The organism is Spirillospora sp. NPDC048911 (assembly GCF_043198015.1).
Lineage (GTDB): Bacteria > Actinomycetota > Actinomycetes > Streptosporangiales > Streptosporangiaceae > Spirillospora.
Genome location: NZ_JBICUD010000008.1, coordinates 503317 through 528475 on the forward strand (window position 1 = coordinate 503317; position 25159 = coordinate 528475).

Consider the following 25159-nt stretch of genomic DNA (forward strand, 5'->3'; position numbering starts at 1 on the left):
CCATAGGGGCTCGCGTTCGGGACGCCCGTTCGAGGCGCGCGTGCGGGGCGTCTGTGCGGGGCGCGCCGCCATCGGGACGCGCGTTCGGAGTGCGTGTTCGGGCGACCCTGGCGCGGCGTCCATGTCAGAGGCGTTCGAAGCGGAATGGGGCCAGGGCGTCGTTCTGGTCCTCGCCCAGTGCCTCTGCCGCGACCAGGTCACCGGCATGCACGCTCAGGGTCGCGCCGCTGTGCGAGACGGCGAAATGGAAGTTGGGCAGTTCGGCGACCCGTCCCAGCACCGGTAGGCCGTCGCCGGGAATGGGACGTTCACCAACCCGAACGTCTTGCACGGTGGCGTCTTGCAGGCCCGGGTAGAGCTCACGTCCTGCCTTGAGCAGCTTCTCGACCGCTGCCTGCTCTACGGTGCCGGACGCATGGGCCGCGCCGTCGATGTCAGGGCTGTGCAGCAGGAGCCGTCCGGCACCGTCCGGGCGCAGGTGAACGCGCGGAGCGTGAACGACGCGAGACACCGACACCGCGACCGGCGAGGTGTAGACGAGGGCGCCGCGAGTGTTGCGCATCGGCAGGACCAGCCCGGCGAGCTCGGCGATCGAGGCGGCCTGCGGCCCCGCGCAGTTCACGACCGCGTCCGCGGAAAGCCGTCGTCCTGAGGCGAGCCGGACGGTGCGCACCCTGCCGCCGGTCACCTCCAGGCCGGTGACCGCGTGGTTCCGTACCACCTCGGCGCCACGGGAGACCGCGTTCGAGAGCAGGTGGGAGATCAGGCGGGCCGGCTCGACCCAGCCCTCGCGCGGGAAATAGGCGATCTCGTCCGGCAGCTCGGCGGGCTGGAGGTCCGGTTCGAGGCGCAGCGCCTCCGCACGGCTGAGCCAGCGCGCCTCATAGCCGTAGTCGATGACGCCCGCGACCTTGCGCCGCAGCTCCTCGCGATCGTCGTCGGCGGCCCACTCGAGGTTGCCGGTCTCGTGGTACCAGGAGCCGTCGGGAGCCTCGGCCGCCAGCCTCCGGTGAGCTTCCATGCTGGCGACGCTGAGATCGTGGTACGAGCGCGGCTTCTTGCCGCAGGAGTTGGTCCAGGAGAACGTCGCACCGGATGTGCCGCCTGCCGGCGCGCCGGCGTCCACGACGACGGCCTGGGCACCTCGCCGTGCCAGGGAGGCGGCGACCGCCGCGCCATAGACACCGGCACCGACGACGACCACGTTCGCGACCATGCTGTCCACTGTGGACTATCGAACGGCTGGACGTAAGCCCCCGAGGCGGCGCGCAGGGCAGGCTCCGGGGGTTGCCACGGCGCAGCCTGCATGGGTGGGCTCCGGCGAGCCCACCCATGCGGCCTTTCAGCGGGCGGTGAAGAAGACGGAGTCCTGGGTGTTGGGCTGCGAGCCGCCGTCGGGCCAGATGGAGCCGACACCGAGGATCGTGGCGGTGCCCGGAACGTTCGCCATGGCGTCCACGCTGACGTGCTGGCCCGCCCGGCCCGGGATCGGAGCGACGGTCCAGCGGCCGGCGCGGTAGTTCGCCAGCTTGTCGACACCGGCCTTCATCCAGAGGCCGCCGCGTCCGTCCGTGGACAGGCCGGAGAGGCCGGCGTGCAGGTTCGGGCCCGCGAGCCTGCGCCACTTGGAGCCGTTCCAGTGCAGAACGATCGGGCGGTGCTCCTCGTCATCGTCGACCATCCAGCTGTAGGAGCCGACGGCGTAGACGTTGCGGGACGACAGCGCCAGAACGCTGCTGAGCTCGGACGTGGCGCCCTTCGGCATCTGGATTCGCGGCAGGGGAGTGGACTTCCAGGAGGAGCCGTTCCACCGCGCGGCCAGGGCCCCGCTGCCATTGGCCTTCAGGCCGACGGCCCATCCGTTCTTGGCCGACGAGAAACTCAGTCCGTACAGACGGCTCGCCGCGGGGACCCGCATGCTCCGCCACTTACGGCCGTTCCAGTTACGCAGCTGGCCACGGCCAGAGTGTTCCTCGACGGACAGCCATACGTTAGAAGCGGAGACCACATCCGCGTCCCAGGTGGAGACCTCGCCCCTTTCGACGACGGCGGCCTTCCACGTCTTGCCGTTCCAGCGGAACGCCTTGAGAGCGGACGACCTGTCGCTGCCGAATGCCCAGACGTTCTTGTCCGAGGTAGCGTCCAGCTCGTCGAGCGAGACGTTCACGTGCGCAGGCAGCTTGACCCGGTTCCAGCCGCCGTTCCAGCGGAACAGCAGTGGCTTCCCTTGCCAAATGCTGCCCGCCGCCCAGGCGCTCTTGCGTCCGGTAACTGCCAGGGCGCCGAGGCCGTCATCCCCCGGGACGTTGCCGCGCTTGGCGAGCGTCCATTTCTGTGGCGTCGGCTTGGGAGCCGCCTCCGCCACGCCGGCGGTCATGACCCCCGCAGGCAGAACCAGCACTGAAAGTGCCGCCAACCCCCGTCGTCTCATCGCACACCCTTTCCTGGTTACGGAACGTTCACTAGCTGGACGGTCCATGGTCCCAGGCGTTGTCACCGAGCGTGTCCTGATGCGGACAACCAAAATTCCGCCGACCAGGTAAACGACACCGCGGGAAGCACGTCGAAGAACCCGCGTCAGGCCATGCCCCCGACGCTCCGCGCGGCTCGTCCACCAGGCCGGCGTGTTTCGAGTGCGTGCCGGTCGGCCATGGCCATATGTCGTACCACTTCACCGCGTGACGGCATGGCTAGTTACTTCTGACCTGCACCTAGTTCCCATGGAGTCGTCCGGGGCGGCTGCCTACGCTGGCTTTCGTGCCTTCGGTCCGCCACGACCGCGAACGTGAAGGAAGCCATGATGGGCGAAGCGTCGATCGACGCATTGCAGGCAAGTTACAGCTCCAGCAATCTGTGCTATGCGGCGCAAGAGATCTACGGGTGGAACGACCTGCTCAACATGGGCTACTACACCTGGCCGACTCTGCCGCGGCTCCTGGGCGGACTGACCTACTTCCAACACCAGCTGGTTCGCCGGTCGATCGGCCTGCTGGAGCTTCGGGCCGACCACCAGGTGCTGGACGCCGCATGCGGACGCGGCTACACCACGGCCAAAATCGCAGAACGCGCGTCTGCTGTGCTGGGCCTGGACTTGCTGGAGGAACATATCGCCATGGCGAGGCAGCGGTTCGGGCACATTCCCACAGCGCGGTTCGCCATCGCCGACGTCACCCGCATGCCCGCCATGGCGGCGGGTCTGTCCATCGACGACGCGTCCTTCGACCGCGTGCACTGCCTGGAGGCGGCTTTCCATTTCGGGGCGGAGGGGCGGCGCCGATTCCTGCGGGAATGTCACCGCGTACTGCGACCGGGTGGTCGCCTGGTGCTGGTCGACCCGGTCTGGCGCGACCCCGCACCCGGTCAGATCGACGCACTGGACCCGGGACGTCTCATGCGCGACCTCTGGCACTTCGAGGACTTCGAGTCGCAGCAGGGCTACCTGGCCGCAGCCGCAGAAGCCGGATTCACCCTGAACCGCATGGTCGACTGGAGTCACCATGTCGGGGCCATGATCTCCCGTATCTACCGAGGCTACACAGCCCTCGGCCAGACCGCGCTCGGCCGGATGGCGCTGCGCCTCAATCGTCCCGCCAGCGCAGCGCTCTCCACTGACGACTGGCGGCAACTGGCGACCTACGCCCAGGTCGCTACTGACGTGCAGCGCAAGACCCGCTACCTCGCACTGGCCTTGGACAAGCCAGGATGAGAGGGAGCAAGCCAGGCTTCAGCCCTCCGCCAGAGAGACGACTCGTGAACCGTCTGCGGAAGCCGCGCCGTCACGGGACCTGGAACACCTTGTAGGCGACTCCGCCTTCGATGAGGTATCCCGACCCCACGCAGACGATGTCGTTCAGCCACGCCTACTGCTCGGCTCCCGTCTCGAAAAGCGGATTCGTCCGGAAGTAGTAACGGGCCGGATCGACCTGCTGGCTTTTGGCGACGGCCAGTTCCTGAGCCAGCTCGAACATGTCCATGCGCACAACTCTAGATTGTGCATACGATCGTTCGTATGTTGTTGGCAGTGGTGTGGCAGGATGAAGACGATGAGTGAACGTGCGGAGCCCATGACCTCGGAGGTCTACGACCGGCGCCTGCTGCGTGGGGCCAGGACTCGCGGGACGATCACCCGCCATGCCGTGGACGTCGCGTCCCTGGAAGGGCTCAACGGGCTCAGCCTCGGCCGGCTGGCCACCGACCTCGGGCTGAGCAAGAGCGGCATCCAGACCCTCTTCAAGACCAAGGAGAACCTGCACCTGGCGACCGCGGAGGCCGCCCGCGAGCGGTTCCTCGACGCGGTCGTGCTTCCGGTGCAGGACGTGCCCCACGGCATCGCGCGGCTGCGAGCGCTGGTGGAACGCTGGATCGACTACGCGGAGGCGCCGCTGTTCCCCGGCGGCTGCTTCTGGGTCGCCAACCTCGCCGACTTCGACAGCCGCCCGGGCCCCGTCCGCGACGCGCTGGCGCGGCACCACCAGGACTGGCTGTCGCTCCTCGCCGACGAACTGCGGCACGCGATGACCGAGGACGAGATCGCCGACCTGGACGCCGAACTCGCCGCCTTCCAGATCGACGCCGTCCTCACCGCCGCCAACACCGCACTACGCCTAGGCGACGAGGACGCCGTGACCAAGGTGCGCCGAGCACTAGAAGGACTCCTGCCCCCACGTCACCGACCATAGCGGCGCCTCCGTAGTTCACCGCCGGTCGGCGCATCAGACGTCGGGCATGTTGCCCAGCAGCCACCGGACGCCGTTGTCGCCTCCCAGCGACGGGAAATGGGCGATGGCCTCGTCACACAACTTTATCAAGTGCTGCTTCTTGCCCGTCGCGGGGAGCGCGGAGTATTCGAAGGTCGGGGCCATCTGCAGTTTACGTTTGGCCATCTCTCCCGTCCTGGCGGGAGTGGCCATCATGATCTCGGCGATGTTGGCCAGCACTCCCTGCATGGCCGACATGAACAGCCGCTCGTAGCCGTAGCGGAGGCTCTTCTTGCCGGGGACGACATCGGTCGACGGGGTCTGATAGAGCACGTCTATCAGGTGCAGCACATAGCAGTACGCCGCGTTGAACAGCTCGCTGATACTGGTGGCGGCGTCATCGTCCGCGTAGTGGAAGGACTTGGGATCGGTGGGGACCTTCCATGTGGGGCCGATCGGCTCGATTCCCTCGGCGATGCGCTGGAATTTATGGAAGTGGGGCAGTTCGTCGACGCCCGGTACGGGATAGAGGATATCGATCGGCACGGACGGCTTGGCGGGGTCGGCCCCTTCCCCTTGGTCGACGATCATCCTCAGAGCCTGCTGGGCGGTTTTCAGGTCCTTGACCAGCATGGGTTCCCCGCCACCATCGTTGTTCCAGTACGCGGCGACGTACTGGAGTTCGGGCTTGTTACCGGCCCACAGGCTCTGCGGCTCCGCGGTGTCGAGCCGTTCCAGCCCGGTGACGATCGACTTGTAGAACCGCCCGATGGTCGCGTACTGCCCCTTGGGAGGAGCACCATCGGCCGGCGGTGCGTCAGGGCGCTCGAATTCCATGAAGATTTTCCTGATGAGGTTCCTGTCGCACCTGCTCAGCCGGAGCAGCAACGCCGGATGGCGGTGCAGCATGTATTCGGGGAAGTCGGGCACGAAATCCTCATCGTAGAACCGCACCTGGTCGCCGAAGCCCAGGGCCACCAGGATGTTGCGAACCAGGCACAGGTGCAGCATCTCCTCGACGACGATGCTGCGGATCAGGCGGTGGGCGCCGGTGCCCGCCGCCCATCGGGAATGGCCCTGTCCCGCGATGGAATACATCGCGTACAGGTACATCGGAATCGTCTGGGTCTCGACGGCCGCCGCCTGGATGAGGTGGTTGCGCAGGTCCTCTTTGGTGGTGATGCCTTGGGCGGCATTGACCGGGAACGCGTCCAGGACGGCCGCCATGGATCCGCCGGCGGAGGGCGAGCCTGCGGTGGGGGCGGAGTCAGTGGAGGGGGAGGGGCCGTTGCTCACGGGAGGTCTCCTGACGGGTGCGGGCCGGACGGAGGATGAGCTGGTCGGTGAGGTGGGACATGCGCACCCACCGTTGAGTGGTCCAGTGGCGCAGATGGTGGCGGGCGTCGGCGAGGTCGAGACAGGCGGTCTCCGCCGCCTGCGCCAGGGAAGCTCCTCGCGTGAGCGCATCCAGCAGCGCGAACGCGCCAGGCGTGATCGCACTGGTGACGACGCGGTAGTCATCGCGGAACAGCACCAGGTGCGCCGGGCAGGGAACGGGTGGAGTCGGACGGCGGCCTTGGCCGACATCGGCGTGGTAGATGTGCACCGGCGCGCAGACCTTCAGCAGGCGCAGGCAGGGCGCCGGTGTCACCGTGGCCTCACCGGTGTCGGCGCGGCGCCGTGCGAGCGGCGGCGAGGGCCGGTCGGATGGGCCTTCCAGCCCGGGACCGTCTTCTAGCCCAGGACCGTCCGCGACCTGCGCGAAGGCGCATTCGTAGCGCACCAGGTCGATCATTACGTCGATCCACGCTTCGCGCTGCTCGGGCGGAGCGTCCCGGTCGGGCCGGTGGGCGGACAGGTGGTCGGCCAGACCCTCGTTCAGCCGTGCCAGGGTGTAGGAACGGGAGGGGCACGACCGCAGGTAGCCGGCGGCGAAGTCATCGAACAGTTCGTCGCCGAGCAGGACGCGGAGCGACGGATGCTGGTGCCGTACCGTCTCCAGCAGACGCGCCTGATAGTCGATTCGGTAGACCTCCAGGCACTGCTCGGCGGTCAGCCGCGCCAAACCCGCCAGCATCCCGGTGCCTTCGGCGGCAGGCGTGGTGATCCCGTCGGTAGCAGCTGTGATTTCACTTTCCGGCTCGGCGAAGGCGGCGATGGTGATGGCGTTCTGCAGCCAATGCTGGGCCGCTTCAAGCGATGGAGTGGAAACGCCGAGAGATGCCCTAGCCATGGCGCTGGTCCGGTTCGCCTATGTACCGGTTGGCCTTGTGCAGCTCCGCGAGCAGTTGCGGAAAGGGCGGGAGGCGGTCGTCCCATTCCAGCAGTGTCGGGACGGGCCCGCTCAGCGCGGTGGCGAGCCGGTACAGCCGCCACACCGGTTCGGCGACGGGGCGGTCATGGGTGTCGAGCAGATGGGTGCCGCGGTCGGCGTGGCCCGCCAGATGGATCTGCGCGATCCGGTCGTGCGGCAGGGCCCGGATGTACTCCTCGGCGTCGAAACCATGGTTGGCCGCGGAGACGAAGACGTTGTTGACGTCCAGCAGGAGCCGGCATCCGGACTCCTCACACAGGCGCGCGAGGAACTCCCATTCAGTCATCGTCGAGTGGGTGAACGCGGCGTAGGTGCTGGGATTCTCCAGCACGAGCGGGCGTTCCAGGATGTCCTGCACCCTGCTGATCCGGCGGGCCAGATGCCGCAGGGACCGTTCGGTGAACGGGATCGGCAGCAACTGGTGGGTGTTCACCCCGGCGACGCCCGTCCAGCACACGTGGTCCGACGTCCACCGGGCCCCGATGGCAGTGGCCAGGCGGCGCAGCCGACGCAGGTAGCCGATGTCCAGCGGATCGGTGCTGCCGATCGACAACGACACCCCGTGCATCACCAGCGGGTACCGCTCGGCGATCTGGCCGAGGGCATGACGGGGGTAGCCGCCGGAGTCCATGAAGTTCTCGGAGATGATCTCGAACCAGTCCACCCGCGGCCATGCCGACACCACGTACGGCAGGTGCGACGTCCGCAGCCCCACTCCAAGACCCAGACGCCCGTCCGGCCTCGGACGCGGACCTGAACCGACCGCGTCGGACGGCGCAACGCGCGCCGTGGACGAGTGGACGGTCGTCATTTCTTCTTCGGCGCGCTGACGCGTCCGGTCTCGTAGGAGGGCACCTGGTCGTCGGGGCATCCCTCACCCGGCGACGGGCCGAACGGGACGCCCGCCTCGTACATGCGATGCTCGAAGACCTTGCGTGCCCGCTTCCACACGCTCGTTCCGCGGAACGGGCCGGCGGCGTGCACCCGGCTGGCGTTGACCGGACTGGCGCAGCTGCCGGAGTAACGGCACTGCTGGGCACCGGGCATGGCCTGCTCGGCATCGTGCCCGGTGTAGCCGCAGCCACCCTGGCCACGGCATTCGTTCGCGCCGTGGCACTCGTGGAAGACCGTGGCGCACTGGCCCGTGCCGGCCATCCATCCGGAACCGTCGCGTCCCTGGCCCTGGCATGAGTTCAACCCCATGCACACATGCAGCTCGTGGGCCTTGGAGTCCTGCCCCGGCGTCGTGGTGTGGGGCCGGGGCTGGGCCTTCTCTCGTGGATTCGGGCGCTTCTCGCCCTGCTTGCCGCCCTCGATGAACGCATCGGTGTCCTCGACGACCAGCCGCGGGTCGTGGTTCTCGGGAGGGGTCATCATCCAGCCTTTCGTCATGCCGTCAGGACGAGATCCGGCGCCGGATCCGGTTCCTCACCAGCCGTCCGGGGCGCGCTGACGTCGCTTTGCCGCGTACCGCCGACCGTTGGCCAGGCCGACCTTGGTCGACTTGGCCGCAGGTCAGCCCAGGGGCGGCCCGGGTCAGCTCGGGGGAACGGGAGCGCAGAAGAATCCGATGATCTGGTCGGGCAACTGCGCACGTCCGGATGGGTACTTGTCACGCTGCTTTTGCCGGCACTTGAGCGTGGGACCGGAGTTCTTGCGCGAAAGAATCAGAAAGGTGCCCTGTACCTCGCCGAAAGGTGGGGCGCCTTCGGAAGCGGCGCAGTTCAGCCATCCCCAGCCCTTGTGCTTGACACCGACGATGGTCTTGTCGCAGATGTACGTGGGGGTGGGGGCGTCGGGAGGGGCGGCGGCGTGGACGGAGTGCGATGTCGCGGTGACTGCCAGGGCGACGGCGGCCGCGGTGATGACGGCACGAAGCGGGGGCACCTGTGCTCCTCAGCTTGGGGACACCCCTGAAACTTCCCAACTCTCCGTAGTCGGAAACGACAGTAAGTAACAGCCAGAAGGGTCCATCAAGGAGACCACCAGCGCATCGCCGTGCATGGGTCAGCCCGGTAAGTACTCGAAGGCGCAGGCCGTGGCCCAGGCCCCGTGGCCCGCAGTATGGCCCAGGCCCCGTGGCCCAGGCCCAGTGGCCCAGCGCATGGCGCAGGCCCCTGAGGCCCAGGCCCCGTGGCACAGACCCTTGCGGCCCAAGCGGCAGGACTCCAGGTCGGACTGCGCATCGGATGCGGGTCTCCAGGGTGGTGCTCAGGAGCAGGTTTTGCCCCAGACCCGGACGAGTGCCGCCGGCACCTTGCCGCAGAAGGCGCCGCCGGTGTCGCCCAGGTACTCCCAGGAGGCACCACGCTTGCGCCACACGTGCGGCCCGTCCTGGCGCGACGTCGGGTCGTCGGAGTACCCGGTGTCGCCCATGGCGTAGAAGACGTCCTTGGCCGGGGTCGAGCCCGAGATCTTCCCGTACGACAGCTTCTCAGGGCCGATGACCTTGTCGCGGCGGATCCCGGAGGCGTTGTCCTTGGCCTCCTTCTTGGTGGCCGCGTAGTAGACGTCCCCGAGCAGCCTGCGCAACTCGCTCGAGACCGTCAGGTTGACGGCACCGCCCGGCTTGGCCTTTCCGCCGGTTCCATTGCCGGGGTTGGCCGCTCCGGAGGCGGGCGCCGCCACCGGAGCGCTCGTCGTCGCGGAAGCACTCGCGGTCGGGGAACCGTCGGCGGCCTTGGAGCCGGACGAGCACCCGGCCAGCCCGAGGCTGACGACCGCGGCGAGCCCCGCGACCTTCGCAATCACTCTATTCATGATCACTGAGTACCGGTCGCCGCCTGGAATGTTCGCCGGTTCCCATGAAAGAGATCATTCTGTGACGCGCTGACCTGGGGGCCGTCCAGTCCCCGCGGTGCGGTCCGCGCGGTGCGGTCCGCGCGGTGCGGTCCGCGCGGTGCGGTTGCTGCGGTGTGGTCGTAGTGAACCGGCCGGTGATTCAGGGGACGACTTGCAGGCTCGGACACAGGCCGACAGGCGCGCCCGGGCGCGGATCCACACGCGGGCTCGGACGTCGGCCCAGATGCGGGCTCGTACGCAGATCAACGTGCAGGCGCGGGCCCACACGCGGGCCCACTTGCTGGCTCGGACACAGGCTCAGGTGCGGACTCGTGTGCAGATCAATATGCGGGCCCACACGCGGGCTCGGGCGTAGCTGCGGGCTCGTGCGCGGGTCCACTTGCAGTCCCGGACGCAGGCTCGGGCACAGGCCCGCAGACAGGCTCGGGCACAGGCGCAGGTGCGGGCTCGTACATCGATCAACATTCGCGCTCGGGCGCCGATCCACACGCGGGCTCGGGCGCGGACCCACGCGCGGGCTCGGGCGTGGATCCATACGCGGGCTCGGGTGCGGAGCCACAGGCGGGCTCGGGTGCGGGCCCACTTGCAGGCGCGGGCGCAAGCCCACAGGCGGGCTCGGACGCGCACCCAGTTGCGGGCGTAGATAGGGGCTCGGGGGCGGGCTCACGTGCAGGCTAGGATGCGCGCCCGGACATGGGGCCTGATGCAGGCCCAGACGCGGTGCTGGATGCCGGGGCGGACGCTGGAGCGGATGCGGGGGCGGACGTCGGGTCAGCGGACGGGGCGGCGCCGGATGCGGAAGCTGGGTCAATGGACGCGGATGCAGGTCCGGGCGCGGTGGCGGAGGCAGGGGTGGGCGCTGGTCTGGAGGGCTGTGGGGTGCGCTCGTTCAGGTGGGGGAGTAGGCGGTCGAGCCAGCGGGGGAGCCACCAGTTGGCGTGTCCCAGGAGGGCCATGGTGGCGGGTACCAGCAGCATGCGGACGATCGTGGCGTCGAGCAGGATCGCCGTCGACAGGCCCAGACCCAGCATTTTCACCAGCGGTGACGGGTGGGCGACGAAGCCGAGGAAGACCACTGTCATGATCAGCGCGGCGGAGGTGATCACTCGGCCGGTGCTCGCCAGGCCGCGGGCGACCGATTCGGTGCTGTCTCTGGTGGTGTCGTAGTTCTCGCGGATGCGGGCGAGCAGGAACACCTCGTAGTCCATGGAGAGGCCGAAGAGGACCGCGAAGAAGATCGTGGGTAGTGGAGAGGCGATCAGGTAGGTCCCGTCCAGGCCGAACAGGTCCGCGCACCATCCCCACTGGAACACCGCGACCACGACGCCGTACGCGGCGCCGATCGACAGCAGGTTCATGACGGCGGCCTTCAGCGGTACGACGACGGCCCGGAACAGCACCATCAGCAGGACGAACGAGGCGGCCAGGACCGCGGCGATGAAGATCGGGAGCGTCTTGTCGAGCTGCCGGGTGAGGTCGTCGGTCATGGCGGTCATGCCGGAAACGGCGACGTTGCCGGGGACGAGGTCGCGAACGCGTTCCAGGGTTCGGGACGTCTCTGGATCCGCGGGAGCGCTGGTGGGTATCGCAGGCAGGACGACCGCGTCCCCTCGCGCGGATGTGCGCGGCGTGCCGACCGTGGCGATGCCGGGATCGGCGGCGAGACGTTCGGACAGCGCGGGGATGCTCTGCGCGGTCACACCTGGGCGGCGCAGGTCGGCGACGAGGAGCAGCGGGGCGTTGTGGCCTGGTCCGAAGCCCTCGGCCAGCAGGTCATAGGCGCGACGGTGAGTGGTGCTCGTTCTGTCGTCACCCGCGTCTGGATAGCCGGTCTGCATCCACAGCGCCGGGGCGGCCAGCGCGAGCAGCAGCGCCGACGCGCCGAGCAGGTACGGCCACGGTCGGCCGGAAACGCGATGGGCCAGGCGCCACCATGCCCCGTCCTCGGGTCGTCTGGCGGGGGAGCGGCGGCGGATGATGCGTCCAGAGTCGATGCGGTCGCCGAGCAGGGACAGAAGCGCGGGCAGCAGGGTGAGGGCTGTGGCTACGGCGACGAGGACGACCATCGCGGTGGCGAGACCGACCGAGGCCAGCAGACCCAAGCCGGTCAGCAGCAACGCCGACATCGCCACGATGACGGCGCCGCCTGCGAACAGGACCGATGAGCCCGCCGACGCCATGGCGTTCGACAGGGCGGTGCGGTTGTCCTGACCGGCCGCACGATTCTCGCGATAGCGGGCCACGATGATCAGGGCGTAGTCGATGCCGACACCCAGCCCGATCAACGCTCCGACGCTCGGCGCGGCGCTCGTGACGTCCATCGCGTGGGCCAGCAGCGCGATGCCGGCGAGCCCGGTGCCGATCGCGGTCAGAGCGATCGCGATCGGTACCAGCGCGGCGACGATCGTGCCGAACACGACGAGCAGCACGACCAGCGCGGCCAGCAGACCGGCCGCCTCCGTGCCCGAAGTCTCGGTCTCGCCGTTGATGAACGCGGCGTCGCCGCCGACCTCCGCGGTCACGCCTGCGGCCCGGGCCGGCTCCAGCGCCGTGCCGATCGCCTTGATCGGTTCGGGGCCGAGCTCGGTCGATGGGAGATCGAAGGTGATCTCGGCGTAGCCGATACGTCCGTCGGGTGACACCGTGCCGGCGGCGAAGGGGTCGGCCACGGCGGCTACGCGCTTCGTGTTGGCGATCTGGGTGAGGGCGGCCTGGACGGCGGGCCGGTAACGGTCGAGCCGTTGCCCGTCCGGTGCCGCGAAGACAGCCTTGGCGCTGCCACCGGCCGCCTGGGGAAAGCGTTCTTCCAAGAGCTCCATCGCGCGCTCGCTCTGACTGCCCGGGGCGACGAGGTCGTCGGCGAACCTTCCGCCGACGGTGCCCGCCAGACCGACGACCAGGACGGCCAACATCGTCCAAAGCCCGATCGTGACCCATGGCCGGCGGGCGCTGGCGTCGCCGATGCGACGGATGATGCGATGCATGACGGTGCTCCTTCGGAGGGCCGGATATGGCGGGGCCGGACGCGGCAAGCCGGACGCGGCGTGGCCGGATGTGTGGTGGGGCCGGATGTGCGGTGGGGCCGGATGCGCGGTGGGGCCGGACGCGGCGGCCAACGCGGTGGCTGGGCGGTCGCAACAACCGTCCTCGCTCGGGCCGGCTGAGTCGCCCGCCCACCGGCGGAACGGACCTCCCCCGCGCGGCGGGTTGTGGGTGAGGGCGGGATGCCGTTCTCCCCGTCCAGCAGCGGAGGCCGCCTCCGCCTCGGGACGGATGACCGGCGGGCCCGTTCCCGCATACGGTGGCCCCGCGCCCGCCGACAAGCCGCGGAGGGCCACCACATCTCGCATCGTGGAGCGCCGGTGAACCGCACGACGCCGCCATCCCGGCCGCCGAACGGGGACGACCCCGAACCCGGTGCCGGGGTTGGTCCCGGCACTGGCCCCGAGACCGGTTCCGGTGCGGGTTCCAGCGCTGGTTCCGCGACCGCCTCCGGGACCGCCTCCGGGACCGGCTTCAGGCCTGGCTCTGCAACCGGCTCTGGTGTCGGCTCCGGGACGGGGGCTGGGGCCGACTCTGGGAGGCACTCTGGTGCGGGCTCCGGCCTCGGCTCCGAGGCGCGCTCTGGGACTGGCTCTGAGACGGGCGCCGATGTCGGTGTTGGGGCCGGATCGGGGAGGAGTTCCGGGGTCGGCTCCGGGGCCGGCGCTGGGACCAGCTCAGAGATCGGCGCTGGGACCGGCTCCGAGGCGGACCCTGAGACGGGCGCTGGTGCCGGATCTGGGGGTGGCTCTGGGACCGGCCCCGAGGCGGGCTCTGGAGCGGGCGCCGGTGTCGCTGTTGGGACCGGATCCGTGAGTGGCTCTGGGGCGGGCGCCGGTGTCGGTGTTGGGGGCGGCTCCGAAAGGGGCTTTGGGACGGGCGCTGGTGTCGGTGTTGGGGCCGGAGTCGGGAAGGGCTCTGGGGCGGGATCTGGGACTAGATTCGGGACGGGGTCTGGGGTCGGCTATCGGCGGTTTCGGGGACCCTTCGCTCGATGGCCCCGCGCCACGGACGCCGTCCTCGCCGCGCTGGCCTTCCTCGCGTTCGTTCTGGTCCAGGACACGCCTGGCGATGACCTGGCCTGGCGCCCTCTCCGCGATCTCAACCCCCTGGCCGTGCCGGTCTTCATCGCGTCCGCTGGGGCGCTGTACTGGCGCCGCCGCGCACCCCTGGCCGCGCTGGGCGTCACCTTGACGGCTTGGGCGCTCTTGCTGCAGTTGCCGACCACGCGCACGGTCATCGGCATTCCAGTGCTGATCATGCTGTACAGCGCTGGGCGGTATTCGTCCGAGGATCGTCCTCGCCAGGTAGACCCGACCCGCCCGGGCTCCTGGCGCGGGCCCACGGGTGTGATGGCCGCCGTCGTTCTGGTCACCGTCGACCTGCGTACCGACTCCGCGCCGTGGGGTGATGTCGCCTTCGGCGTCACGTTGATGACCGGCTTGTGGTACATCGGACGTGGGCTCCGGCTGCGTGATCGCAACGCCGCCCGGGTCTTGGCCGAGCAGGCCGCCGAGGCCGACCGCATCGTGGCTGAGGAGCGGGCCCGCATCGCCCGCGAGCTGCACGATGTGGTCGCCCATCGGGTGAGCGTCATGACCATTCAGGCTGGGGCGGCCAAGACGATGGCCCAGCATGCCGCCGACGGCCCGATACCGGAGCAGGTCCTGCGAGCGTTGGGAGCGGTGGAGGACGAGGGACGGCAAGCGCTGGCCGAGTTGCGCCACCTGCTCGGCGTCCTGCGTCCTGACAAAGGTTCCCCTGGGCCGGAGCCCCAGCCCGGCCTTGCCGATATTCCCCGGCTGGCCGACCAGATCCGTGGAACGGGTGTCGCGGTGGCACTCTCAACGCACAAGCCGCCGTCCGAGTTGCCCGACCGTGTGGACCTGTTCGCCTACCGCATCGTCCAGGAGGCGCTCACCAATGTGCTCAAGCACGCCGGTCCCGGCACGCACGCCGAAGTGCGGCTCGGCAGGCGGCGAGTGGCCACCGGAGACGAGATCGTCATCGAAGTGGTCGACGACGGCCGCGGCACCTCCACCCTGCCGAGAACGGGCGACCCCCCGGACGGCTCGAGAGGCCACGGCATCGTGGGGATGCGGGAACGGGCACTACTGTTGGGCGGCACACTCGACGCCGGGCCTCGCCCGGGCGGCGGGTTCGAAGTCGTCGCCCACCTGCCCACCGGAGGCGAGCCCGCGTGAGCGTCCGTGTCGCCATCGTCGACGACCAGGCCCTGGTCCGCGGCGGCTTCGCCATGATCCTGCAGATTCACGACGACATCGAGGTGGTCGCCGAGGCCGGGAACGGGACCGAGGCGATCGAGGTGGCACGCCGGCATCGTCCGGACGTGATCCTCATGGACATCCGGATGCCGGACATGGACGGCTTGGAGGCCACCGAACGGATCCTGGCCGAATCCGACTGGACTGTTCGGGTGCTCATCCTGACCACGTTCGACCCCGACGAGTACGTCTACCGGGCGATGCACGCCGGGGCCAGCGGCTTCGTCCTCAAGGACATCCCGCCCGACCAGCTCGCGACCGCCGTCCGCACCGTCGCCGACGGCGGCGCGCTGCTCGCGCCTTCGATCACCCGGCGGCTGATCAGCCGGTTCGCTCAACGTCTCACCGTCAACACCGCCGTCGCCGATCGCCTGGAACGCCTCACCGACCGGGAACGCGAGGTGATGGCAGCCGTCGCCCGCGGGTCCAGCAACTCCGAGATCGCCAAAGAGCTCTTCATCGGACCCGCCACCGTCAAGTCCCACGTGTCGGGCATACTCACCAAACTCGGCCTGCGCGACCGCGCCCAGATCGTCATCTTCGCGTACGAGAGCGGACTGGTCGAAGCAGGCGAACGCGACATCGGCCACTGACCAAGGACCAGACCGTACGCGTCTGGACCTGGCCTACGGCGCCCCGATCGGACGGTCACCATGATGCAGTCGAGTCCGTGGCCGCCGCCAGGCTGTACGGCCGCCCGATCGCCTTGAGCGCAGGCCAGTCGGCGCAATATGCGTCTGGAACCTAACTCAAGCCGACCGCAAACGATCCCACCCCGCCGCTAACCTTCGCGCCCGCCAACCTCCCGCCGCTTCGCGGTTGCGGCCGATCTGCGGCTGCCGGGCTCCTGCCAGTTATCCGCTGCTGGGCAAGCGTCGCCGGGTTTCTGCGGCCGAAGCGCCCGCCGCCCGTGCCGACGATGACGCCGCCTCCGCCCACGCCGCCTCCGCCTACGCCCACGCACGCCCCCCACGCCGCCTCCGCCTACGCCCCCCACGCCGCCTCCGCCTACGCCCCCCACGCCGCCTACGCCCCCCACGCCGCCTACGCCCCCCACGCCGCCTACGCCCACGCCCACGCCGCCCACGCCGACGCTGCCCACGCCGACGCTGCCCACGCCGACGCTGCCCGCGCCGACGCTGCCCGCGCCGACGCTGCCCGCGCCGACGCTGCCCGCGCCGACGCTGCCCGCGCCGACGCTGCCCGCGCCGATGTTGTCGGGGTCGTTGATGGCCTTGCGATCGGAGTCTCTTTGGTCATGTAGTCGGATTGTGGGCGAGCACGCAGGCCACGGGCGGGTCGAGTTCGAGGGTCTTGACTCGCAGATCGGTGAAGCCGGCCTGAGTGAGCAGGTCCTGGAGCTCTTCGGCGGCGCGGGCCGTGGTGTCGCGGGTGGCACCGGGGCAGCGCGGCTGGCTGACGAGCGCGATGCGTCCTGCGGGACGGAGCAGGCGGCGCAGCTCGCGAAGCCGTTCCACCGGGTCGGGCCAGAACCCCACGGAGTTGACGGCGAGCACGGCGTCGAGCGGATCGCCGAAGCTCGGCAGTTGCTCGACGGACGCGCGCGTGAGGTGCACGCGGTGGTCGCGGACGCCGGCGGCGTTGCGACGGGCGGCCTGCCGGACCATGGTCTCCGAGTGGTCGATGCCGAAGACGTGGCCCCGGGTCGCGCGTCCGGCGAGCGCGGCGATGGCGATGCCGGGGCCGAAGCCGACCTCGAGCACCCGGTCGGTGGGCTGCACGTCCAGCAATGACACCACCCAGATGTTGCGCTGCCGGTTGGAGCGGCGAAGCGCGAACATCCAGCCGACCGCCCACCCGACGAGGCCTTGGGGCTGGTGCGCCTGGCGCACCAATTTCCTGAGTATGCGTTGCTTGAGGGATGTACCTGATTTCTGCATGGTCGCCAGTGAATGGCTTCAAGTACGCTTGAAGTCAATGGGTGAGCAGTTGACGATCGGTGAGCTGGCGAGCCGTACCGGCGTCGCCACCTCCGCTCTGCGCTACTGGGAGGAGCTCGGCCTTCTGCCGCCCCCGGCGCGCGTCTCCGGCCAGCGGCGTTATCCGCCGTCCATGGTCGGGCTGGTCGGCATGGTCTTGCTACTGCAAGGTGTCGGGTTCACGTTGCAGGAGATCAAGGCGTTCATCGCGTCTCGTTCGCCGTCGGGCGACGGCTGGCGGGAGCTCTACCGGCGCAAGCTCACCGAGCTGGATCAACGGATCGCCCAGGCTCAGGTCGCACGTACCGCCATCGCCCATGGCCTGGCCTGCCCGCACCAGGACATCTTCGAGTGCTCCAACTTCGCGAACGGGGTAGCGGCGATCCTGGCGGGATCTTCTCTCGAAGAGGCTCACGAGCAGGCCCACCCGCGCTGACCTTGCCGTCAAGGCGGACGGCCTTACTCGCGCACCCAGGTGCACGCGATCGAGTCGGCCTCGCTCGTGGGTCACGTCATCGACCAGCAGAGGATCGCGCGCCACAGCCAGGTGAGATCTGGGGTCAGCGCCTGTCGCGGCGTCCAAGGTGAGCCGATCGCCAACTCGTTTTCGCTGTCCCGCCTGGCGCGACCGGCCTACCAGTCGGCATTCCGCAGGTGGTCACGGCCGTACTGGGACGACCCAGCCCGAGGCCCACGACCTGATCTCCTACGCCTTCGGGCTCGGCAACGACGAGCGGCTGCTCGTGCTGGGCCACACCCACCCCCGAGGACGATCCGGTTCGAGCCTGCTCCCAGGCCCAGCCGGGCCCGCGTTCGCGCAGCAGAATGGCCGTGGCGTGGCCGATGCCGCGCGGCGTCCGGCTCCCTGCCCTGTGCCGCGCCGATCGGGCGATCTCGAAGCGGCCCCGACGCCCGTACCGTGGTGCTCGACCTCATCCTGGAACAGCGCCCGGCACTGACGCGATCGGCGACATGTGAAGCGTGAGCAATTGGCCATTTGGACGTGGGCGGTCGAGGCGGTGATGGCTCGATACATCGTCCAGACAGGCACGGCAGGCGGTGCCAGCGCCGCCGGCAAACTCGCTGAAGAGGCAATGAAGTAGCACCGGCCGCTCGCGATCATGCGTGCCCCAGCAGGGCTCGCCACCCTCACTCCGGCCGCACGGCCCCGCTCGTGGGCGATCATGCTCGCCGCCATTGCGAGGTGGGCCGGCCGGGGCGGGGGTTCTTGCTCAAGGCGAGCCCTCGCCGGCGCCCGGTCCGCTCTCGCGCCCGCCGTCATCACTGAACAGTCCACAGGCAGTTCCCGCAAGCCCCTGCTCGGGAGGAATGACGTGATCACCGCACCATACTCGCTGTGTGTCTACCGGCGCCGACACTATTCACCGCGAACGTTCCGGCATGCCCTGGCCATGTTCGCCGTGCCGATGACGGCACTGCCCCTGGCGGCCGCCATGGCCACGCCCGCCAGCGCGGGCCAGAGCCTCACGGCCAAATACGTGTCAGGAAATAACTTCAATCTCACCGCTATAGTCGAGGTGAACGAACACGAAACTGTAGACGGAGAAAAGAAGGCCACCATTGAGGGCGCCTTTTGGGGCAAGTGTCACACTAATTACATTCGACTCTTCAGCTACAATATCGATGGGACATGGAAAACTCCAAAGGGCGCCAATCTATCTTGCACGTTCGTGGTTACTGCTGAAAAACCCAGTCCGTCTCTATAGATGAAAGATCGGTACCAAGCGCGAGGTCAAAATCGCCGTAGGAGTCGTTCACAATTTTTGGCGGACTGAGTCGTGGGGGACCACGCAAGTCGCCATGCTGCCGCCGTGAGAAGCCGCGACATCACCGCAGGCGAGCACCCATCGCAACATGAGCAGCGCTCTGCGACGTGGGTAAGCCGTTGTGGCGGGCGAACCTGGCGGCCGATCCGCGCCACGGCCGCCAGTTTTGCCGCGCGATTGCGGTGGTTCTTGGAGTAGTGGGAGCGGCAGGCTCGGTACGTCGCCAGCCAAGCAAGGCGTCCCTGCGAGCTACTGCCAATGACATCGATGGCGGCGCACCGTCATCTAGGCGATCCAGGATGCCTGCGAGGTCAGTCTGCCGATCCTCGCAGGCCCCGGCGCTTTCCGAAAGGACGTCGCTCTCGTACGGCAGACGAACCGTCGCGAGATCGACGCGCCACGAGCGGCACGGCCGCGAGGCGTCCAGCCTGCGAACCTCGCCTCGCCACTCAGGACTTTGGCGAGCCAGAGTGTGCTGGTGTGCACACCGAGGAGCAGACCTTCCAGGCGGTGCCGGACGGCTGGCATTACCCACACGTCTCAACTTCGACGAGACCAAGCCTCGCGAGGCCCCTTCTGTGGCGGGTCTAGACGTATTGCCGTCAGGGTCCGGTGCGGATCCACATCCGCCAGCCGAAGGCGCCGATGTACTCGCATCTGAACTCTTTCCAGGCGCCGCCGAGGTACCCCTGGCTCCCAGCGCTCACGCAGCCGTACTCGGTTTCCCAGGTGCCGGCCGGGTTGAGTTTCCAGTCGTCGGTGGCCGAGCTGGCTTGAGCGCCTGCCGGGGCCGCCAGCACGGTGGCCCCGATAACCAACGCCGCGAACACAGTGGACGTCTTACGCATCACCACTACCCCCTTGTCGCCGAACGCCGGGTCCGGAAGGCCACTCGACCACGGCGTCCCAGAACCCTAAGTAGCCAGCAAGGTACTTTCGGCAACTGTCGGCGGCCATGCCCCAACCAGGCACAAGGGCATCGCGCGGCCGCCCGTTCACCTGAACCACACCTCGCCCCGCGGAGCGGCAAGAAGGTACCCCACGCCGTCCCGACCGACCGGCGTGGCGCCAACCAACCCGCGTGGTGCCGACCAACCGGCGTGCCGGCCAGCCCGCGTGGTGCCGACCAATCCGCGTCGTGCTGACCATCCGCGTGGTGCTGACCAACCCGTGTCATATCAATCGGCCCTCGTGCCGTGCGGACCGGCCCCCTTGTCGCGCTGGCGCCAGGCCATCTGACCGAGCACGGCCACCACGCCAGGGAACCGCGTCGCGGTCGACTATGAGCGCCCTGGTGAAGGCACGCTATGCGGCCGGACGCGCGTCGTGCGGACCGACCCAGGCCGTGCTGATCGGCTCGCGTTGTGGCGATCCACCCAGGCCATTCCAATCAGCCTGCGCCGGTCCAATCAGCCCGCGACGTGCTGATTGGCCCGCGCCGTGTTGACTCGCCCACGTCGTGAACCGGTCCGTACCTGCCGATCGGCCTGTGTTGTGTGGTCCCGTCCGCGCTGGGTCGGCTGGTCCGCGCTGGGCCGGTCAGCTTCTGTGGGGTGAACGGGGAGACACCACCGAGGGACGTCGGGTCCGCGGTGGGGCTAGCACAGCCCGCTGGCGCGGGAGGCGACTATGGCCGGTGAGGCAGCCGTGGTCTGGAGGGCATGCGGGTACAGGTGTGCCACAGACACCCCCTCAGGAGGTCGTTCATGCACGCACGCGGACTGGTCCGCCACGCGGCGGTCGCCGGCGCAACGCTGATGCTGCTGACCACCACCACGCCCGGCGCGCACGCCGCCGACGGCCAGTTCCCCTACGTCAGAGCAGACAACGGCGCTGCTGCTGCGCTGTTCAATCCGCCCAACGATGTCTGCCTTCCCCTCGACGGCGGCGCGGCGCACGCGGGCAATGACACCGACGCCACGGCGTTCGTTTACGCCGACGGGTCGTGCACTCAAGGGCTCGCCATCGTCGGAGTGGGCGCCACCTGGGACCAAACGAACCCGCCGCCGCTCCCAGCACGCTCCGTTCGTTTCGGGTCGTCCGGCTGACCTGCTCTGCCTGCCCCCGCGCGCTCAGGGACGCCGCGTTCGTCGCGAAGACCGCTGACTGGCCGAACTCCGTCGCGCCGGTCGAATTCGACCAGGTCGGTGCAGTGACTGGACGGCGTTGAAGGCCACCTGCACGTTGCTCTCCGCGCGGTGGGCAGGCTGATGCGACAGGCGATCTGAGTGGCGCTCCCCTCCGCGGCGCAGGTTCGGCGTTCGAGGAACGTGGTGCGATCTGGCACTGTTCCTGTCGAAGCGCGGAGGGGGTCTGCCAATGGTCGAAGCTCAGGGTCGGGCTGGCGCATGGAAGGGCTGGCCGCTGGTATCGGCTGGCTGGGTCGGGTTCCCGCTGGTCCTGTTCGTTCTGCTGGCGACGGAGGACGTGGACGGTTGGTGGCGGTGGCCAGTAGCCGCGGTCGGTTTCGGGTTCTTTGTGTGCGTGGCGGTCGGCTTGGTCCGGCTGGCCCGCCGCCGTGGTGGCCAGGGGACGGGCACGCTGCTGCTCGCTCTCTTCGTGGCGTTCCCCGTCCTCCTTCTGCTCGGCACGATCACGCCGGCGCGGGCAGAACGGGTCGAGTCGTGTCAGGTGTCGGCACTGAGGCCGACGAGAGAATTGTGGCTTCAGCAGGAGTACCAGGTCACTTGCCCATCGGGGACGCGTGACCTCGCCTACAGGCCGAGCCCGCGCAAGAAGATGTCGGATCGGAATCGGCAGCTCCATGCCGTCGGGGCGAAGGTCTGGGTTTCGCACTCCAAAGGCACGGCCCGTCGCGCCGCGTCCCGCTTGAAGAGAGCCACTGTTCGCCCGGCGCCTGACGGATCCGCAGGCGCATCGTCTTCAGCACCCCACGCGGTAGCGAAGACAACGCCGTGTTGGCGGCATCAGGTTCGGGTTTCGTAGGCGGTTCTGCTGGCCTCGATGTGTGAGATGTGCTTGATGGCCCAACCGGCGAGGGCCAGCGCAGGCGGGATGAGACTCCGTCCAGTAGGGGTCAGCGCGTACTCCACTCTCGGCGGAACCTCCGCGTAGGCCGTCCGGGAGACGAGCCCATCGCGCTCCAGGTTCCGGAGTGTCAGCGTCAGCATCCGCTGGGAGATCCCCGGTATCTGCCGTTGCAGATCGGTGAAGCGCAGGTGCTGCTGATCGAGGGTCGCCACGACCAGCAGGGTCCACTTGTTGCAGATGCGGTCGAGGATCGGACGGATCGTCCGGCCGCCGTCGCCGCGGATCATGCAGGTGTGCTCGTACTCCGACATGACAGCCCCCTGTGCCTTACGCACACGTGTGTGCCTTTTGTAAGCCCCTCGATAGTGACGCATCATGAGGCAACTTACGAACGGTAACCATTGGAGCCTTCATGGACGTCGCTTACTGGATCATCGCCGCGCTGCTGGCCGCGTTCTACCTCTACGCCGGAGGCAAGAAGGCCATCCAGAGCCAGGAACAGCTCCTGCCCATGATGGGCTGGGTCGACCGCGTCCCCATGCCGCTCGTCCGGCTCATCGGCGTCCTCGAAGTCCTTGGTGCCGCCGGGCTCATCCTGCCGCCGCTGACCGGAATCGCGCCCTGGCTCGCCATCGCCGCGGCGATCGGCCTCGTTCTGATCCAGGTAGGCGGAATCGCAGTACACCTCTCCCGCGGCGAGGCCAGGCTGATCGGGCTCAACATCGCACTGCTGGTCGCCGCGGCCGCCACCGCCTGGCTGGCCACCACCTGGCTCTGAACGAGCCGACAGTCCGACCCGTGCTCCGGCGGACGCTCAAGCCACATGCACGAACATCACACGTCACCGAGGGTCCGGGCGCGCACCGTCCGGACCCTCGAGAGGCCATCATCCTGGAAAACCCTTTGTGCGCAATTAGGCCGATGAGCTTCTATGGAGTCACCGATGGGGAATGGTGCAACGGCAGCACACCGCGCTCTGGACGCGGCGATCCAGGTTCGAATCCTGGTTCCTCAGCGATGGCCACAAGGCCACTTCGCCTTCGTAGCTCAGCAGGCCAGAGCGCCCCTCTCGTAAAGGGGAGGTCGCCGGTTCGACCCCGGCCGAAGGCTCACATCTTCCCAAGTGAAAGGCCTAACAGGGGAGTCATCCTAGCCGCAGTACGCCAAGGAGGCGATCTCACGCCTGACGCGGGCACTCAGCCTCCGCGGCGGCGGCTTCTCCCGAAACGCGATCCTGGACCAGGCGTACCTCGCCGCCCACGAACTCCAACCAGCGCTGGCCGCCGCACATCAGTAGTAACACGCCGGGAGAACGGCCGAAGAAGCGTGTCCGGCATTGGTGGTATTGGCAAAGACGGGCGTCGCTCCAGCCATCGGCAACCCAACGAAGAGTGCAACGAGAAGATGGTGAGGGCCATTCGTCGCTGCACACTAGTCTCCTTCGGTGCGGGCAGGGAGTGACCTGCGAGTCAGAGTGAGTTGGTTGACGAGTCGGGTGGCGTCGCGCTTCCCGGGTGTAGTTCGCGACGGCGCGCCCCAGGCGGAGTCCCTCGGCGGGCGGGCCCGGCGCTGGATCGCCGTCGCCGTCGGCATGGCGATGTCGCTGGGTGCCGCCGGTAGTGGTCCAACCGTTCCGGACACCGCTGCGACCGACCCCCGCTCGCCGTCGCTCGACGCCTGTCCGGAGCCGCTGATGATGGGTACCTATGGCCCGTGCGCGCGGCAGTTACAGCGCAAGGGCATCCCCCTGCCGGACGACGCATGGTTCGGCCCCCTGACCAAGCAGCGGATCATTATCCTCCAGGCGTTCGCCGGGCCTCCCACCACCGGTATGGCCGATCACCGCACCCGCCGTGCCTTGGCTGAACCGGGGCCAGTCCGGCGCCGCGCCTGGAGCGCCGTCCAGATCGAACAGCGGCTCGCCGAGGTGTTCCCCGAGGACCGCAACCAGGCCGGTGCGGTGCCTGTCCTACCTCGACCCGCTGTGGGAGATGACGGACGCCCGCGGCGTCCAGACCTGGGGCCTGTTCCAGTTCTCCGACCTGGAACTGCTGGAGCTTCGGGCCAGCCCTGTCTCGGCGCTGGACCCGGAGTGGAACATCCAGACCGCCCGCATGATCTGGACCCGGACCAAAGACTTCCGTCACTGGTCCTGCGGGCCGTCACCCGCCCCTCCCGGCCTTCCGCCCTCCAGATGAGCGGGGGAAGGAGACTGGGGGGCCAAGCTTCGCGCCGCCAACGTGGCCACTACACCCGCGTGCGGCGTCGACCTTACACCCGGCAGCGCCATGCGGACGCTGGCAGCTCCTGGTCGCCGGTGTCGTAGTCGACGACCCTGAACGTTCGACGGGTCGTACGCGACCGACGCGGGCGTCCCTTCGGCGCAGCGTTCACGCCAAATCCGGGACCGACCCTTCAGGACGCCATGCCGTTCGCATCGGAGAACGTGCTGGTCATGACGGACATCTCCATGAAGAACGGCGTGCCGCCGTAGACAGATACCGGGCGAACTCGATCTCTCGGGGTTTCGGACGACGGCCACTGCGCGGGCGCGTTTTAGTGCTGTGAATCCCAGTCAGAAAAGCAAGCCCCTCGTCAGGAGCGCGCTGGGTTCGACGAACGCGCATGGGTCTGCGCATAGGTCCGCGGTGAGGGTGCCGCTGGTCCGAGCGTGGGATCTTTTCGATACAACGTGGGTGTGACCACCGCGTTGAACATCAGTCGGCTCCTCGCTGTCCCGGGAGAAGACTCCGATCTTCGCCGTCACCTGCGGTTGCAGGTTGGTGATGACCCTGGGGTGACGGCTGCCGAACTGCTGCACGGGTTGGTGACCAGCTCGGACATGCCGCAGGGGCAATATCCCGGTGAGGGCGTGCCCTGCACTGTGGCGGAGGTCAGTGGGATTCTGCGTCCGCTGACGGCGTCGGCAGAGCAGATGGCCGATCTGCTCGCGACGGTTTGCTGTACCGAGTTGGCGTACCGTTCTTTGAGCCGGGCCTGGTCGATTCACGAGGCTCACAGCGCCTGCCGGGCTGTCGTCGAGCTACTCGGTGATCAAGCTCGGTGGTGGACCAACACCCATTTCCCCGGCGAGGTGTCCGGGGAGGCACTCGACGAAGGCGGCCGTTGGTGGGATCCCGTGACCACCTTCGTGTTCGACCTTGCGCTCGTGGGGATCAGTGCGGACGCCACCGTTGTCGTGGTGTCCGGGGGCTTACCCCTGAATGTGGACACCGGTTTCAGACGGCGGTTGCCAGGCTACCTGCGGTTTTCTCGTAGTTGATCGGTGATGTCTGGCCGA

General features: G+C 68.6%; 22 protein-coding genes, 2 tRNA genes and 1 pseudogene. 13 read left to right on the top strand and 12 right to left on the bottom strand.

The genetic code is table 11. The annotated features are described in order from the left end of the window. Window positions 1-124 precede the first annotated feature (124 nt). Window positions 125-1216 (bottom strand): NAD(P)/FAD-dependent oxidoreductase, encoded by a 1092-nt coding sequence (locus ACGFNU_RS34715; RefSeq protein ID WP_392600638.1) that lies wholly within the window; start codon window positions 1214-1216, stop codon window positions 125-127. A gap of 126 nt (window positions 1217-1342) precedes the next feature. After that, window positions 1343-2377 carry a hypothetical protein gene (locus ACGFNU_RS34720; protein WP_392600640.1) on the bottom strand — a complete coding sequence of 345 codons (1035 nt, stop codon included), beginning with the start codon at window positions 2375-2377 and terminating at the stop codon, window positions 1343-1345. Between the two features lie 408 nt (window positions 2378-2785). On the opposite strand from ACGFNU_RS34720, the gene ACGFNU_RS34725 reads away from it, so the two are divergent. Both ACGFNU_RS34725 and ACGFNU_RS34730 read left to right on the top strand, forming a co-directional pair. Continuing rightward, on the top strand, window positions 2786-3706 hold the full coding sequence (locus ACGFNU_RS34725; RefSeq protein ID WP_392600642.1) for a class I SAM-dependent methyltransferase: 921 nt from the start codon (window positions 2786-2788) through the stop codon (window positions 3704-3706). A 337-nt stretch (window positions 3707-4043) separates the two neighbouring features. Next, a complete protein-coding gene (locus ACGFNU_RS34730; RefSeq protein WP_392600644.1) occupies window positions 4044-4679 on the top strand; it encodes a TetR/AcrR family transcriptional regulator in 636 nt (211 codons plus the stop codon). Window positions 4680-4712: 33 nt separating this feature from the next. Here the strand turns inward: ACGFNU_RS34730 and ACGFNU_RS34735 are convergent, their stop codons facing one another. The 7 genes from ACGFNU_RS34735 to ACGFNU_RS34765 all read right to left on the bottom strand — a co-directional run bounded on the left by ACGFNU_RS34735 (window position 4713) and on the right by ACGFNU_RS34765 (window position 12797). Beyond that, window positions 4713-5993 (bottom strand): ferritin-like protein, encoded by a 1281-nt coding sequence (locus ACGFNU_RS34735; protein ID WP_392600646.1) that lies wholly within the window; start codon window positions 5991-5993, stop codon window positions 4713-4715. Next, window positions 5965-6930: a putative DNA-binding domain-containing protein gene (locus ACGFNU_RS34740; protein ID WP_392600648.1), complete on the bottom strand. Its 966-nt coding sequence runs from the start codon at window positions 6928-6930 to the stop codon at window positions 5965-5967. The genes ACGFNU_RS34735 and ACGFNU_RS34740 overlap by 29 nt, the downstream gene beginning before the upstream one ends. Beyond that, window positions 6923-7726 (bottom strand): DUF692 domain-containing protein, encoded by an 804-nt coding sequence (locus ACGFNU_RS34745; protein WP_392600650.1) that lies wholly within the window; start codon window positions 7724-7726, stop codon window positions 6923-6925. The genes ACGFNU_RS34740 and ACGFNU_RS34745 overlap by 8 nt, the downstream gene beginning before the upstream one ends. Before the next feature lie 92 nt (window positions 7727-7818). After that, a complete protein-coding gene (locus ACGFNU_RS34750) occupies window positions 7819-8403 on the bottom strand; it encodes a hypothetical protein (RefSeq protein WP_392600652.1) in 585 nt (194 codons plus the stop codon). Between the two features lie 144 nt (window positions 8404-8547). Next, window positions 8548-8898, bottom strand: coding sequence for a hypothetical protein (locus tag ACGFNU_RS34755; RefSeq protein WP_392600654.1), 351 nt, complete (start codon window positions 8896-8898; stop codon window positions 8548-8550). Between the two features lie 324 nt (window positions 8899-9222). Then, window positions 9223-9771, bottom strand: a complete 549-nt coding sequence (locus ACGFNU_RS34760; protein ID WP_392600655.1) for a hypothetical protein — start codon at window positions 9769-9771, stop codon at window positions 9223-9225. Between the two features lie 716 nt (window positions 9772-10487). Continuing rightward, complete coding sequence (locus ACGFNU_RS34765; protein ID WP_392600657.1) at window positions 10488-12797, bottom strand: MMPL family transporter; 2310 nt, start codon at window positions 12795-12797, stop codon at window positions 10488-10490. A gap of 1173 nt (window positions 12798-13970) precedes the next feature. On the opposite strand from ACGFNU_RS34765, the gene ACGFNU_RS34770 reads away from it, so the two are divergent. Next, entirely contained in the window at window positions 13971-15059 is a 1089-nt protein-coding gene (locus ACGFNU_RS34770) for a sensor histidine kinase (RefSeq protein ID WP_392600659.1), read from the top strand. Beyond that, complete coding sequence (locus ACGFNU_RS34775) at window positions 15056-15733, top strand: response regulator (RefSeq protein ID WP_392600661.1); 678 nt, start codon at window positions 15056-15058, stop codon at window positions 15731-15733. Before ACGFNU_RS34770 ends, ACGFNU_RS34775 begins: the two co-directional genes overlap by 4 nt. Window positions 15734-16396: 663 nt before the next feature. On the opposite strand, the gene ACGFNU_RS34780 is transcribed toward ACGFNU_RS34775, so the two are convergent. Then, window positions 16397-16993 (bottom strand): class I SAM-dependent methyltransferase, encoded by a 597-nt coding sequence (locus ACGFNU_RS34780; RefSeq protein ID WP_392600663.1) that lies wholly within the window; start codon window positions 16991-16993, stop codon window positions 16397-16399. 85 nt (window positions 16994-17078) lie between these two features. On the opposite strand from ACGFNU_RS34780, the gene ACGFNU_RS34785 reads away from it, so the two are divergent. After that, on the top strand, window positions 17079-17516 hold the full coding sequence (locus ACGFNU_RS34785; protein ID WP_392600665.1) for a MerR family transcriptional regulator: 438 nt from the start codon (window positions 17079-17081) through the stop codon (window positions 17514-17516). A gap of 898 nt (window positions 17517-18414) precedes the next feature. Beyond that, complete coding sequence (locus ACGFNU_RS34790) at window positions 18415-18807, top strand: hypothetical protein (RefSeq protein WP_392600667.1); 393 nt, start codon at window positions 18415-18417, stop codon at window positions 18805-18807. Window positions 18808-19469: 662 nt separating this feature from the next. Here ACGFNU_RS34790 and ACGFNU_RS34795 read toward each other — a convergent pair. Then, on the bottom strand, window positions 19470-19715 hold the full coding sequence (locus ACGFNU_RS34795) for a hypothetical protein (RefSeq protein WP_392600668.1): 246 nt from the start codon (window positions 19713-19715) through the stop codon (window positions 19470-19472). 858 nt (window positions 19716-20573) lie between these two features. Between ACGFNU_RS34795 and ACGFNU_RS34800 the strand changes: the two genes are divergently transcribed. Continuing rightward, window positions 20574-20915 carry a hypothetical protein gene (locus ACGFNU_RS34800; protein ID WP_392600669.1) on the top strand — a complete coding sequence of 114 codons (342 nt, stop codon included), beginning with the start codon at window positions 20574-20576 and terminating at the stop codon, window positions 20913-20915. An 879-nt stretch (window positions 20916-21794) separates the two neighbouring features. Here the strand turns inward: ACGFNU_RS34800 and ACGFNU_RS34805 are convergent. Next, entirely contained in the window at window positions 21795-22169 is a 375-nt protein-coding gene (locus ACGFNU_RS34805; protein ID WP_392600671.1) for a winged helix-turn-helix transcriptional regulator, read from the bottom strand. A gap of 101 nt (window positions 22170-22270) precedes the next feature. On the opposite strand from ACGFNU_RS34805, the gene ACGFNU_RS34810 reads away from it, so the two are divergent. From ACGFNU_RS34810 to ACGFNU_RS34835, 6 genes and pseudogenes are all read left to right on the top strand, one after another. After that, entirely contained in the window at window positions 22271-22636 is a 366-nt protein-coding gene (locus tag ACGFNU_RS34810; protein WP_392600673.1) for a DoxX family protein, read from the top strand. A 166-nt stretch (window positions 22637-22802) separates the two neighbouring features. Then, a tRNA-Gln gene (locus tag ACGFNU_RS34815) sits at window positions 22803-22873 on the top strand. Window positions 22874-22894: 21 nt separating this feature from the next. Continuing rightward, a tRNA-Thr gene (locus ACGFNU_RS34820) sits at window positions 22895-22968 on the top strand. A gap of 586 nt (window positions 22969-23554) precedes the next feature. Continuing rightward, window positions 23555-23707, top strand: a pseudogene (locus ACGFNU_RS34825) (peptidoglycan-binding domain-containing protein); the annotation flags it as partial. A gap of 106 nt (window positions 23708-23813) precedes the next feature. Then, window positions 23814-24056: a hypothetical protein gene (locus tag ACGFNU_RS34830; protein WP_392600700.1), complete on the top strand. Its 243-nt coding sequence runs from the start codon at window positions 23814-23816 to the stop codon at window positions 24054-24056. A 500-nt stretch (window positions 24057-24556) separates the two neighbouring features. Next, window positions 24557-25141 (top strand): hypothetical protein, encoded by a 585-nt coding sequence (locus ACGFNU_RS34835; protein WP_392600675.1) that lies wholly within the window; start codon window positions 24557-24559, stop codon window positions 25139-25141. Window positions 25142-25159 lie beyond the last annotated feature (18 nt).

What these genes read in the sequence shown, in the direction of transcription:
- ACGFNU_RS34715 (WP_392600638.1), bottom strand. Translation starts at nt 1,216, where the DNA reads ATGGTCGCGAACGTGGTCGTCGTCGGTGCCGGTGTCTATGGCGCGGCG.
- ACGFNU_RS34720 (WP_392600640.1), bottom strand. Translation starts at nt 2,377, where the DNA reads ATGACCGCCGGCGTGGCGGAGGCGGCTCCCAAGCCGACGCCACAGAAA.
- ACGFNU_RS34730 (WP_392600644.1), top strand. Translation starts at nt 4,044, where the DNA reads ATGAGTGAACGTGCGGAGCCCATGACCTCGGAGGTCTACGACCGGCGC.
- ACGFNU_RS34740 (WP_392600648.1), bottom strand. Translation starts at nt 6,930, where the DNA reads ATGGCTAGGGCATCTCTCGGCGTTTCCACTCCATCGCTTGAAGCGGCC.
- ACGFNU_RS34750 (WP_392600652.1), bottom strand. Translation starts at nt 8,403, where the DNA reads ATGACGAAAGGCTGGATGATGACCCCTCCCGAGAACCACGACCCGCGG.
- ACGFNU_RS34760 (WP_392600655.1), bottom strand. Translation starts at nt 9,771, where the DNA reads ATGAATAGAGTGATTGCGAAGGTCGCGGGGCTCGCCGCGGTCGTCAGC.
- ACGFNU_RS34765 (WP_392600657.1), bottom strand. Translation starts at nt 12,797, where the DNA reads ATGCATCGCATCATCCGTCGCATCGGCGACGCCAGCGCCCGCCGGCCA.
- ACGFNU_RS34785 (WP_392600665.1), top strand. Translation starts at nt 17,079, where the DNA reads ATGGGTGAGCAGTTGACGATCGGTGAGCTGGCGAGCCGTACCGGCGTC.
- ACGFNU_RS34795 (WP_392600668.1), bottom strand. Translation starts at nt 19,715, where the DNA reads ATGCGTAAGACGTCCACTGTGTTCGCGGCGTTGGTTATCGGGGCCACC.
- ACGFNU_RS34800 (WP_392600669.1), top strand. Translation starts at nt 20,574, where the DNA reads ATGCACGCACGCGGACTGGTCCGCCACGCGGCGGTCGCCGGCGCAACG.
- ACGFNU_RS34805 (WP_392600671.1), bottom strand. Translation starts at nt 22,169, where the DNA reads ATGTCGGAGTACGAGCACACCTGCATGATCCGCGGCGACGGCGGCCGG.
- ACGFNU_RS34810 (WP_392600673.1), top strand. Translation starts at nt 22,271, where the DNA reads ATGGACGTCGCTTACTGGATCATCGCCGCGCTGCTGGCCGCGTTCTAC.